Source organism: Chloroflexota bacterium (genome assembly GCA_013152435.1).
In the GTDB taxonomy this organism is placed as follows: Bacteria; Chloroflexota; Anaerolineae; order DUEN01; family DUEN01; genus DUEN01.
Genome location: JAADGJ010000060.1, coordinates 1 through 12,377 on the forward strand (window position 1 = coordinate 1; position 12,377 = coordinate 12,377).

The 12,377-nt window shown below is 60.1% G+C and carries 11 protein-coding genes and 1 tRNA gene; 6 read left to right on the forward strand and 6 right to left on the reverse strand.

From position 1 onward, the window contains the following. The 3 genes from GXP39_07840 to GXP39_07850 form a co-directional block, all read right to left on the reverse strand. Positions 1-182, reverse strand: a 182-nt coding sequence (locus GXP39_07840) for an SDR family NAD(P)-dependent oxidoreductase (protein NOZ27947.1), incomplete at its 3' end; no start/stop codon positions are given. Continuing rightward, positions 175-1,281 (reverse strand): hypothetical protein, encoded by a 1,107-nt coding sequence (locus tag GXP39_07845; GenBank protein ID NOZ27948.1) that lies wholly within the window; start codon positions 1,279-1,281, stop codon positions 175-177. The genes GXP39_07845 and GXP39_07840, both read right to left, overlap by 8 nt. Positions 1,282-1,681: 400 nt before the next feature. Next, a complete protein-coding gene (locus GXP39_07850) occupies positions 1,682-2,368 on the reverse strand; it encodes a GntR family transcriptional regulator (GenBank protein ID NOZ27949.1) in 687 nt (228 codons plus the stop codon). Positions 2,369-2,695: 327 nt separating this feature from the next. On the opposite strand from GXP39_07850, the gene greA reads away from it, so the two are divergent. From greA to GXP39_07880, 6 genes are all read left to right on the forward strand, one after another. Then, positions 2,696-3,166, forward strand: a complete 471-nt coding sequence (greA, locus tag GXP39_07855; protein NOZ27950.1) for a transcription elongation factor GreA — start codon at positions 2,696-2,698, stop codon at positions 3,164-3,166. Between the two features lie 89 nt (positions 3,167-3,255). Next, positions 3,256-4,731 (forward strand): lysine--tRNA ligase, encoded by a 1,476-nt coding sequence (gene lysS, locus GXP39_07860; protein ID NOZ27951.1) that lies wholly within the window; start codon positions 3,256-3,258, stop codon positions 4,729-4,731. A gap of 91 nt (positions 4,732-4,822) precedes the next feature. Further along, positions 4,823-6,970, forward strand: a complete 2,148-nt coding sequence (locus GXP39_07865) for a glycoside hydrolase (protein NOZ27952.1) — start codon at positions 4,823-4,825, stop codon at positions 6,968-6,970. 34 nt (positions 6,971-7,004) lie between these two features. Continuing rightward, a tRNA-Gly gene (locus GXP39_07870) sits at positions 7,005-7,076 on the forward strand. 78 nt (positions 7,077-7,154) lie between these two features. Continuing rightward, a complete protein-coding gene (locus GXP39_07875) occupies positions 7,155-8,054 on the forward strand; it encodes a tyrosine-type recombinase/integrase (protein NOZ27953.1) in 900 nt (299 codons plus the stop codon). Between the two features lie 176 nt (positions 8,055-8,230). Beyond that, entirely contained in the window at positions 8,231-8,950 is a 720-nt protein-coding gene (locus tag GXP39_07880) for a hypothetical protein (protein NOZ27954.1), read from the forward strand. Between the two features lie 89 nt (positions 8,951-9,039). On the opposite strand, the gene GXP39_07885 is transcribed toward GXP39_07880, so the two are convergent. The 3 genes from GXP39_07885 to GXP39_07895 form a co-directional block, all read right to left on the reverse strand. After that, entirely contained in the window at positions 9,040-9,342 is a 303-nt protein-coding gene (locus tag GXP39_07885) for a hypothetical protein (protein NOZ27955.1), read from the reverse strand. Beyond that, positions 9,339-9,599 (reverse strand): helix-turn-helix transcriptional regulator, encoded by a 261-nt coding sequence (locus tag GXP39_07890; GenBank protein NOZ27956.1) that lies wholly within the window; start codon positions 9,597-9,599, stop codon positions 9,339-9,341. The genes GXP39_07885 and GXP39_07890 overlap by 4 nt, the downstream gene beginning before the upstream one ends. Before the next feature lie 202 nt (positions 9,600-9,801). Continuing rightward, a complete protein-coding gene (locus GXP39_07895) occupies positions 9,802-12,345 on the reverse strand; it encodes a hypothetical protein (protein ID NOZ27957.1) in 2,544 nt (847 codons plus the stop codon). Positions 12,346-12,377: the final 32 nt, after the last annotated feature.

The window sequence follows — 12,377 nt, forward strand, 5'->3', positions numbered from 1 at the left end:
CCGCCCGCCCGCTCGATCAGGCACACTGTCTCGGAAGCAGCCTCGGCGTTGCCCCGGTAGTTGACGACCAGATCCCATCCGTGCCGGGCGAGGGCCACCGCGATGCCCCGGCCGATGCCTCGCCCTCCCCCCGTCACCAGCGCCACCCGGCGATCGCCCACCTCAGACCGTCCATCACCCATCGTGGATCACCTTGCTGATCGCCTCTACAAAGAAATAATCCCCCCACATCACGCTCTCATCCACGCCCAACCCCTTGCGCTGATGGTAAATGCCATGCTTGAGGATCCCCTCCCACCCCGGCGTGTCCACGGCAAGGAACTCGGGCTCCGTTAACGTGTCCAGGATGCCCAGGGCATACTCCCGATACAGATGCGCCCGGGCGGGGTCGCCGGTCAGTTTGGCCAGGTTCCACATGCCACTGGCGGCGATGGCGGCTGCGGAGCTCTCATACGGCAGCGCGGGGTCCGGCTCGTCCCAATCATTGGGCGGGATGCCATGAGCCGGGGTGCGCTCGATATAGTAGTTCGCACAGGCCTCGGCGGTGGCCAGGAACCGGGGATCCCGGGTGAACGTGTACACCGTGCCGAACCCATACAGCGCCCACGCCAGGCCACGGGCCCATGCGGAGTCCCCCCGCCAGCCCTGGTGGGTGCTCTGGCGCAGGAACTCCCCCGTCTCCGTATCGAAGATGCCCTCATGAGCCGTGCTGCCATCGCCGCGCACCAGCGTGCGGCGTGTCGTGAGCGAATGGCGATAAGCGACATCCCACAGATCGGCGTCATGGGTCTGCTGAGCGGCATAGAAGATGATGCCCACGTTCATCATGATGTCGATGAACAAGCTGTTCTCCGCAACGAAGGAGCAGAGATATCCACCCTTCCCCTGAAAGCGCAAGGCCAGCGTGCGTCCGGCCTCGATCACCACCCGATGGATCGCCTCATCGCCGGTGAGGTCGTACCACCGCTTCCAGGTGGGCCAGAAGAGGAACCCGAGGTCGTGCACGGTGCGATCCGTCTTCCGATGCTCGATGAGCCGTGAGTAATGCTCGGCCTTCTCTCGCCACCATGGATCCTTCGTGTGTTCATACAGCAACCACAGCTGCCCCCCCAGGAAGCCCTCGCACCAATTGGTCCACGCCTCCCCCTCATGCTTCCACTTCCCGTTTACCGTGTACATGGGGAAGTAATCGGGATATGTCTCGACCAGATGCCGCAATTGCCGCCCGGCAAACGCCAGCGCCTCCCGACACTTGTGATCGATGTCCTTGCGACCGGCCATCGGGTCTCCTCGCTCGAACAGATCGGCGTACTCCCCCGCCGGATGCGTGCGGCTCACGCCCGGCCGGTGGTGACTTATGCGTCGCCACCTCACACGACCACAGCGGAATATAAGAAAGCCCCTACCTCATCCCCGGGGAGGTCGCACGCGCAGCCGCCGGGGACTCAGGCGACCCTCAGAGGTCTCATCAGCTCTTATCTTGTAGGCATCAAGCCCAGGACTTCAACACCCTATGTGGCGCGTAGATCCCATCGTGAGGAAAGAGAAGCAGACAGGTAAAACCAGGAGCATCGCCGAGCGAGCCCAGGAGAAGCGCGGCGCCCACAGACCGACACCGGGAGGTCCACGCAGCCAGGAATCGGTGCCGATCCCGCTCGACGAGATCCAACGCAGGTCGGGTTCACGCGACGCCGGGCTCCTGCTCGGCTACCTCCGTCTTGCCCATACGATCCGCATAAGCTTCCAACGCCGTTCGATTGTGCACACGCACCAGGCGCTCCAGCAGATCCGGGTCCCTGGCGCGCAAGGCGTCCAGCATACGCCAGTGCTGCTCCTGAGCCTCTCGCACCCGCCTGGCGAAGACGTCGCTGAGATAGAGGCGCCGCAAGCGCTCCCAGTGATCGACGACCTTGCTCATCAGAGCGCCCACCAGCGGGGTGCCCGCCTTCTCACAGATGAACTGGTGCAGCTGGATATTCGCCTCCGACCACTGATCCAGATCGTCCAGGAGATCGTCCATGCGGCGCAGACGCTCCTCCAGCTCCTGCAGATCCTCATCGCTCATCCGCTGGCAGGCCGCACGCCCGCTGATGATCTCCATCGCCTCCAGGAGCTCAAAGACCTCAGTGACCAGCCCCGTGTGCACCTCGGTGACCGTGGCACCCACATAGGGCTTGATCTCCACGAACCCATCGGCCTGGAGCTGCTGCAACGCCTCTCGGATCGGGATCTGGCTCACGCCGAGCTGAGAGGCCAGATCATCAATGATCAGGCGAGTTCCCGGCGGCAAATCACCGGCCAGGATCGCATCACGTAAGGAGTCATACACCAACTCTTTCTTGCTGCGGAAGCTAGTAATCTGTCGCATTGAGCAAACCCCTTTCATGAACGACTAAACGGAGGTTAATATATTTTATAGGTAAACGAGCATATTGTCAAACGGACTTTATTACCGGTAACGCGTCCTCCCGAAAGCATACATCATTAGCGCTCGCGTGAGCTTTACAATTTTACTACTTTGCGCTATAATTGGTTCAAGCTGGTGATCACCACCCAAGGGCGATCTTCCAGCCCTTTTGTTTGCCGGTATCCTGTCCTGCCAGGGGCCTGGGAGCGAATCCTTACATCCCTCAGGTACCCTTTTTTGTACTCCATATCCGGTAAAATCCTACACGGTGACGAAAGGCAAAGCGCCATGGCCGAAGAACAGGTTTATCTCACTCCAGAAGGTTTCAAAAAGCTGCAAGAAGAGCTGGACTACCTCCGCAATGTGCGCCGACCCCAGGTCGCTCAACATATCCACGACGCCAAAGCGGACGGAGATATCTCCGAGAACGCAGGATACGACGAGGCGAAAAACGAACAGGCCTTCGTCGAAGGACGTATCAAAACCATCGAGGCCATGCTGCGCAAGGCGATCATCATCGAAGAGAGCGGCAGCACTCACGAAGTGCAGTTGGGCTCCTCCGTCACGATCAAGGAGGTTGACGGGAACGAGCTGGAGACGTACCAAATCGTCGGCTCCGCCGAGGTAGATCCAGCCAATGGTAAGATCAGCAACGTATCGCCGCTGGGCAAAGCGCTGCTCGGCCGTCGCGTCGGCGATAAGATCACCGTACAAACCCCCGGCGGCGTCCTGCACTTCGAGGTGGTAGAGATCGCTTAGCGGCCCCACACAGGCCGATTCCACCCACGCGACCCGGCTCTCGGGTCGCGTTATCATGCCTGCAAATCGCCACATCCCAGGAGAGCAACATGAGCGAGCCACTGACCGAGCAAGAGGTCGTGCGACGACAGAAGCTGGAGCGCCTGCGAGAGGCGGGCATCGATCCGTATCCGCCTCGAGCTCATCGAACGCACACGGCCGCCGAGGCCATCGCCGCATTTGAAGCGGGCCAACTCGGCGAGGACCAACCCGTCACCGTGGCCGGTCGGCTGATGTCCATGCGTGTGATGGGGAAAGCCTCCTTCGCTCACATCGAGGACGGCAGTGGCCGAATCCAGTTCTACATCCGCCGGGATGTGGTAGGAGACGAACTCTACAACTTCTTCCGAAAGGATCTCGATCTCGGGGATTTCGTCGAGGTGACCGGGCCCGTGTTCCGCACCCGAACGGGAGAGGTCACCGTCCAGGTGCAGAAGATCCGCCTGCTGGCGAAGGCGCTGCTCCCTCTGCCGGACAAGTGGCACGGGCTTCGTGACGTGGAGACCCGCTATCGGCACCGATACGTCGATCTCATGGTCAATCCCGAGGTGCGCCAGGTGTTCATCACCCGGGCGCGAGCGGTCCAGGCCCTGCGCCGTTTCCTGGATGACCGGGGGTTTCTGGAGGTGGAGACGCCCATCCTACAGCCGGTTTACGGCGGCGCAGCCGCACGCCCCTTCATCACCCACCACAACCAGCTCGACCAGGATCTCTACCTGCGCATCTCCTTTGAGCTCTACCTGAAACGCCTGCTGGTAGGCGGCTACGAAAAGGTCTACGAGATCGGCCGAGACTTCCGCAACGAGGGGATCTCCTTCAAGCACAACCCCGAATTCACCCAATTGGAGTTCTACTGGGCATATGCTGACTACGAGAAGCTCATGCCCCTAGTCGAGGAGATGGTCGCCTACGTAGTGCAAGAGGTGCTGGGATCCCCCCGTCTACAATACCAGGGCCACGAGATCGACCTGTCCCCTCCCTGGCGACGCGTGACGCTACGCGAAGCAATCCGCGAGCGCACGGGGATCGATTACGCACAGCACCCCACGGCGGATGAGCTGGCAGCGGTCATGCGGGATCGTGGCTTTGACCCGCAGCCCAAAGCCACATGGGGCAAACTGGTCGACTACCTCCTGAGCAGCCAGGTGGAGCCCCATCTGATCCAGCCCACCTTCGTCCTGGACTACCCCAGGGACATCTCACCGCTGGCAAAGAAGAAGCCAGATGATCCCTCACACGTGGAACGTTTCGAGCTCTTCATCGGCGGCATGGAGCTGGGCAACGCCTTCACGGAGCTGAATGACCCCCTCGACCAGGAACAGCGCTTCCTGGAGATGCAGAAGCTATACGCCCCAGGGGACGAGGAAGCTCATCCCCTGGACGAGGATTACCTGCTGGCGCAGCGATACGGCATGCCCCCCAACGGCGGCTTCGGCATGGGGATCGATCGACTCACGATGCTTCTGACCGATAAGTCCTCCATTCGGGAGGTCATCCTCTTCCCCCATCTACGGAGTAAGGATTGAGCGTTCCCTACACAACACGCGGCACGCGATTACCTGAGGAGGTGTACCTCACCCACTCCCATCAAGAGCCCTCGGAGCCAGGGAGGGACGGTTGACGCATCCGCTCTACATCGCCTTCGTCTGGCACATGCACCAACCGGATTACCGTGATCCCACCACGGGGATCATCTGCCTCCCGTGGGTCCGTCTGCACGCGGCCAAAGATTATCTGCACATGGCCGAGGTTCTGGCGCAGTATCCCCATATCCACGCGACGGTGAACTTCACCCCCGTGCTGGTCGAGCAGCTGGAGGCATATGGGGCGGGGATCGCGGAGGACCACATCATGCGCCTCAGCCGGCAGCCCACGTGGACGGACGAAGAGCGAGCGTACATCCGCAACCTCGGCTTCAGCGCCCATCGAGACAGGATCATCCACCGCTATCCCCCCTATTGGGCCCTTCTGGAACGCCATGAGGCCGCGCCCAACGATCTGCAGGCATTCAACGATCAAGAATATCGGGATATCCTGGCGTGGTTCCAGCTCGCGTGGACGGATCCCAACCGCCTGGAACAGGACGAATCGTTGCGGCGGCTAGTGGAGAAGGGACGGGATTTCACCGTCGAGGATCTGGAGTACATCATCGACTACCATCGAGAGACGTGCGCCCACGTGGTGCCTCTTTACCGCGAGCTGGCGGAGCGCGGACAGATCGAACTCACCGCTTCGCCTTATTCTCACCCGATCCTGCCCCTGCTGATCGACAGTACCCACGCCCGGCGCCCCACCCCGGGGCTCCCCGTGCCACAGCCGCCATTTCAGGCCCGGGAGGATGCGGCCGTCCAGCTCCAAATGGCGATCGAACACCACGAGCGAGCCTTCGGGAGCCGCCCCGTCGGGCTGTGGCCCTCGGAGGGCGCTGTATCCCAGGAGGCCGTAGAGGAGATCGGCGCAGCCGGATTCCGCTGGCTGGCCTCCGATGAGGCCGTGCTGGGCCGCTGTCTGGGCCGCTGGTTCCAGCGTGACGCCCAGGATACCGTCACCACCCCCCATCTCCTCTACCAGCCCTACATCATCATGATCGATAATCAGCCTGGGCCGGTCATGATCTTCCGGGATCACGTCCTGTCCGATCGGATCGGGTTCGTCTATCAGCACCTGCCCGGGGAACAGGCGGCGGAGGATTTCATCGTGCGCCTGCAGATCATCCGGCACCGGCTGCCCGATACGCAGCCTTACCTGGTCTCCATCATCCTGGACGGCGAGAACTGCTGGGAGGCATACGAGCACAACGGTGACATCTTCCTCCACAGCCTCTACCGCCGCCTGCAGGAGGATCCGGACCTGCGGACGGTGACGGTCAGCGAATATCTGGAGATGAATCCCCCACACAACATGCTGGCCCGCGTGACGACCGGATCGTGGATCAACGGGGACCTCACGACCTGGATAGGAGATCCCGGCCATATCCAGGCCTGGTCTCTCCTGCGTGACACCCGGGCGTTTCTGACCTCTTTCCAGGCCGCCCACCCCGAGTTATCGGCCGAAGCTCGCCAACGCGCCTGGCAGGCGATCTACACCGCCGAGGGGAGCGACTGGTTCTGGTGGTACTCGGAGCGCAACACATCCGACCAGGATGCGCTTTTCGACGAGCTGTTCCGGAATCACCTGGCCAACGTCTATCGGGCGCTGGGACAGCCCGTCCCCGAGATCCTGATGCGGCCGATCCCGGCCGAGGCCGGCTCCCCGGAGCAGCCTCCTATCCAGCCTCAATACATCACCCCCCGGCTGCAAGCCCTGCCGGATCCCTCGCAGGAATGGGGGGAGGCGATCCATGTGCAAGCGGTGGCCTCCACAGGGGCCATGCAGCAGGCCGGCAGCGGCTTGCGGGCCCTGCGCGTCGCCTACGATGCGGAGAATCTCTACCTGAGGCTAGAGACCATTGAGCCGCTGACAGGGCTGCGCCTGACGGTGCAGATCCGTGACGCGGCAGGACAAGAGCACACCCTCGCATGGCAGCCGGACCAGACGGACGCCACTATGAATGGGCGCTCACTGCCCACGGCGACGGGGGAATCCGTGCTGGAGGTGGCCGTTCCTTTCGAGGTGTTGGGGGTGCATCTGGGAAGCCGGCTGTGGATACAGGCACAGGCCGCCCACGGCGATGAGGAGATCAACCGGGTGCCCACCGATCAGCCATTGGAGCTGGAACTGACGCCGCCCCCCAGTGAGGCAACAGAACCACAAATTCACGCTTGACATCCGCCCAGAGGTGAGTATAATTATATGCGAAGCGGGTGTAGTTCAGTGGTAGAACGTCAGCTTCCCAAGCTGAATGTCGTGGGTTCGAGTCCCATCACCCGCTCCTTACGCGAGATGTAGTGCATGCCCTCCATGTGCCGACTAGATGTTGTGGTTCGGCACAAAGTTGGAGGGCTTTTGCATGCCTGGAGACATTCAGCTTATCCCACTCCCCACATGCCTCGACATGTTCCTCCTCCACCAGGAGGCCAGCCATCACACCCGGCGCACCATCGAATTCTACCGATACAACCTCTCACGCTTCCTTGCCTTCCTGGAAGATCAAGGCGTCCAACACCCACAAGCAATAACCCCCCATCACATCCGTCAATTCCTGGTCACACTCGAGCGCAGAGGCCTCAAAGATACCACCGTTCACAGCTTCGCCAGGCCGATTAAGACATTCCTCAACTTCCTGGTGTCGGAGGGCATCCTGGAAGCCAGCCCTATGCACAAAGTCTCCATGCCCAGGCTCGAGCAACGCATCCATCCGCCGTTCAGCGAGGATGATATCCGGAAGCTGCTGGCTGCATGTGGCCAAGACTGGTATGGCTTAAGGGACAAAGCGATCATCCTCTGCCTGCTCGACACAGGGCTGCGAGCAGCTGAGTTCGTGAATCTGAACGTTGGAGACATAGACGGTGATGGCACGATCACCGTACACGGTAAGGGGGGTAAGGATCGCTACGTGCACGTCGGTGCACTGGCGAGAAAGGCGCTGGTGCGGTATCTGGCGACCCGAGGCCATCTGCTCCCACACGCCCCAATGTGGATTGGTCGCACAGGGAAGCGTCTCACCGTTAGCGGCCTGTTCCAGGCCATGAGGCGACGAGGCCGACAGGCGGGCGTCTGGCCTGTCGGCCCCCATCGCTTCCGGCGCACATTCGCCATTTGGGCGCTCAGGAACGGCATGGATGTGCATCACCTGCGAGCCATACTGGGCCATGCAGATCTGCAAATGGCCCAGCGGTATCTCGCCCTCGCAAAAGATGACCTTATAGAAGCACACCGACTGGCCAGCCCGGTTGACAACATGCGATAGCGCTTGACGCTATCGCACGTATGTGCTATGATCGCACAAAAGCGGCGACCGCCGGTGCGCACACACCGACGGCCGCCTGACCTCCCGCTGTTGGGGCAGCGGCGAGGCCGGCGCCATCATAGCACAACACAGCCCTCATGCCAAAGCCCCCAGCGGTGAGACTGGGGGCTTTCCCTATGCAACGCTACAAAACCATCCACCCCACACCCGGGGCCAACAACACAGATGGCACAGTCCTCATTGTGCCTCCCTTGACACGCGAGGCCTTCCGCCTGTTCGTGCCGCCAATTCTGATCGCCATCGGCCTGTGGGCCGGCGGATTCGCCTCCATCGCCACGGCCGTTCTAGTGCTACCGGCCTGGACTGTGCTCTACACGATCGGCTCTTCGCTCACCCTCTCACAGCTCGCCTATGCGCTCATGATGTATCGCCTGGAAGCCCAAAAAGAGCGCAATAGACACGAGGAAGCAATGGCCCAACTCAGCATCCAGAAGTCCGTCAGCATGGCACGGGCGCAGCTTGAGATTGAGCGACACGAGATCGCAGCCAAGGCGCTCACGGCATCGGCCACATCGCCGCTCGACGGCGGAACACTATGGGATATATCTGAGCAGGCTCTAATCGACGCTGTGCTCGACGCTTATCGTGTCGCTGGACCAGATGGCTACTTACCCAATGACAAAGAGTGTCCGTTCGGGCGCAGAGCCCTAGGCGGCCTGTACACAGAGATCCGCTACCGGCTGGCAAACCCGGGTGAGAAATTCGGCATCGCAGGATCGCCGCCGGTCGCCACATATGACAAGGGGTCAAAACGCTGGCATCTGAACCTCAAGGATTACCCCACAGCTGCTCAGGCACTACAGGCTCTCACCGGCAGACGCTGGCTGGCTCAGTAGTCCCCTACTGACAGCTAACGACTCCCTGTTAATAGTTCACTACCACCCATGGCCAGGGTGGTGGGGTGGCGCCACCACCACCCACCACCCTATTCACACCTCGTATTGAAGAACAACTGAACCACCCGGAAATCCTGCTCATTCACCTCACAGTCCGGAACATTCGGCCACAGATCGGCTGCCGGATTGTATCTGGTATCCCCACACGTGCTGCCATACGCCATAGCAAGCGTACTGAAGTCCAGGATATCTACCCTCGCGTCACCATTCACATCGCCAACACAACAAGCTACCGTTTTCTGCCCATCCTGGCCATCCTGCGCACTGGCAGCGAACCCCATCGCCAACACAAGCACAAGAACCACCAGCAAAGAAACAAACTTCCACATCATGCACTCCTCCTGCTCATCACACCAGACAGCACAAGCAACTGACCAGCCTCCCGGGGTGTAATCGTACCATCAGCAACCATCATCAGCGCCAACTGCGGTCGACTTCCAGCCCCTGTTTTTCTGTACACAGCCGACATCGTGTTGTGTACTGTGCTGGCAGACACACCCAGACGCAGAGCAATCTCCAGATCGGTCAACCCGCACACGGCCAGAAGCGCAACCTCGAGCTCCCGTTCCGACAACAAATCGCCAACCATCGTTAATCTATGGGCACAATCTCCACCCTTGGCTCTATCGTTCCCGGTCTCAGAATCACATATACTTCCATGCGGCATCGCTCCTCGTTCAACACCTCTTGGATCTTCTCCAGGCAACGCCGCGCCCGGGACTGCCTTTCTTGCTCCAACAGTGCTCTCGCCTCTTCAGGAGCAAGCGTGCCGTTCCTTCCCATCTCTCACCTCACGGTTGCGTCGCTAGCGTCGTGACAGATCCATCGTCCCAAATGACGCACAATTGTGTCTTGCCAGTACCATCATCACGTGCGAATAGTCGCAGTGCATCCGCTGGGGATGCAGATGGCGTCGTCATTTCCCTTAGCACGAGATCGCCGTTAAGGTCAAATTTACCGGCTGGAGATGTAGTATCGGCACCGATATCTCCCGCAGATGTAATAGTCAATCGATCAGAGCCCAGGTTGAAATCGCGTATTTTCAGACTATCATTGTCAGCACCGTCTACGACAAAACCCCACTTCCGAGCATCATTTTCAATCCGGATTGATGGAGATTTATCAACTCCCGTCGTCGACACTGTGATATATGTTGAGTATGCGCTTGTGAATATTGCGTTTTGAGCCAACCCTCCGCTATTAACCTCTAATATCACTGTTGGAGCTGTGTTTATTCCAACTCTACCGGCCGAATCAATCCGCACCCTCTCCGCCCCGGCCGTGTAGAAGAACATGGCGTCTGATGCATTGGAGTATTGAATCCGCCCCATGTCTGCATTGTCGGTATCACCAAATTTGTAAACGAGTGATCCGACGGTTGATCCGATGAACTGGACAACCGCGCTACCGGCCGTGTTGGTGATGAGCAAGACGCCGTTCGTTGTATCCAAACCAGCCGTTGGGGCCGTATAGCTCTTTGAGATGTGAGCTAGCATGACGGGCGATCCAATACCCACCCCCCATCTGCCGTTTGCATCTACAGCAGCCAATACGGTTCCCGCGCTATCCTGCCACTCCTGCAGATTCGCCGTCTGACTCGCAGCCCCTTTGACCGTGAGCGGCACGTCGGTCGCATCATTCGCTACAGCGAGCGATTGTCCGTATAGAGTAATGTTGCTGTCAACGCCAGAGTCACCAATTGCAAGCGAGATCCCGCTACTGCTCGCCGACGTTACATTGAGAATGTAATTTCCCTGAACTTGCCAGCTACCATTAACGCCCAGTTGGGCATAGGTGGCACCTGTCGAGTCGAGCGTGCTCAGATAAATCGTGCCGGTATATGGGCTTGCCACGGGCTCCGCCTGGATATACAGCACGACCGTGTCAAAGAAGCGCTTCGCCTTCATGTAGGCCAGCACAGAGTTCGTGGAGTGCTCCACGAACTCCACGCCGTTCGCCTGCGCTGCACTGAACACCACCTGATAGCCCGTCTCTGACAGCGCTCGCACACCTCCAGCAGCCGGCGGCAAATCATAGGCCACACCGGCCCCGCCACCACCACCCGTCCCGCCAGCCCCGCCTGTACCGGCTCGCCCGGACACCACACCCGCCAGAACCTGCCCAATGCCGGGACTCCGGTCACCAAACCGTATCTCATACGCCAGGTTACCCTCAATCATCCGGGTGACCACATCCGTAATCAAAAACGATCCGCTCACCCCGGCCACAGAGTTGACGATGCTCACGTACTGCCCCGGCTCCAGACCCTGCTCCAGCGTGACCAGCCGGCCGCTATACCGACTATCTGCATACTGCGCCAGCAGCGCATCCGCCAAAGCTTCCGCCTTCGTCTGGCTCGTAATCGTCTTATCCTCCACGATGTAGTCGAACCAGCGCCCAAACTTCGTGTAACTCGACGAATCGCTCCGCTGCGCCGTCACATGCACATCGTACGTATACACCACCTCAATGTTGCTCGTCCCAGCCGCTGGTGCTGTCGCAAACCGCAACACCCCATCCACGTAATTCACATACACGTCGTATCCGGACGAATCCACAAAATCCGTCCCAACAGATTGCGCCGCGCCATCCACCTCCACGCTCACCACCGACCGCACCGGCCGATTCGTGAGCCTGAACATCGTCGTCGTTCCATCACCGCTGAAACTCTCCGTAACCGGATCGCTTGCCCTGATCCCTCCTCGCACCGTGATCCGGTTGCGAATATCGCTGGCGTCCTCCTCGAACTGCCACGAATCCTCCAGATAACCAAACGTCGTCACATTGTCCGGGCTGTCGCTCAGCCCAAACGGAGCCGCCGTCGCCGACTCGCCGTGGTAGTGCACGTCCTTGTTCGGATCCACATACCACACATACCCAGTGAGATCGGCGATCTTCTGCATCGCCTCGTAGAGCGTGACGTTATTAAAGCTCACGCTCTCGATCGTGCCCGAGGACGCCACGCTCGTCGTCGTGAACCCCTCAGCCCCCAGATACGTGCTGATGAGATCCTGGATGATCGCCTGATCCGTTTGGTTCAGATAATGCTCGTCCACGAGCTTCGTGCGGAACAGTAGCGAATAATCCTCGCACTCCGCCACATAAATCGTCCCCGTGCCCGCCACGATATCCCGCTTCACACTGACAATGTACCCGGCGAACAACTTCGTTGTCCCATCCTGGATCACAATCTCCTGCCACGCCGACGGCGTGAAGCCATAAAACTCCAGCCGGCACGAATCCGTAACCTCCCCCAGCGTCCGCCGGATCTCCAGGCTCTCATAAACCACATTCGCCGTGCGGTCGACACCACCAACCGTCACCGTCAACGCCATCGCCTCGCGCTCCCCGCTACCTGCTCCCTGCT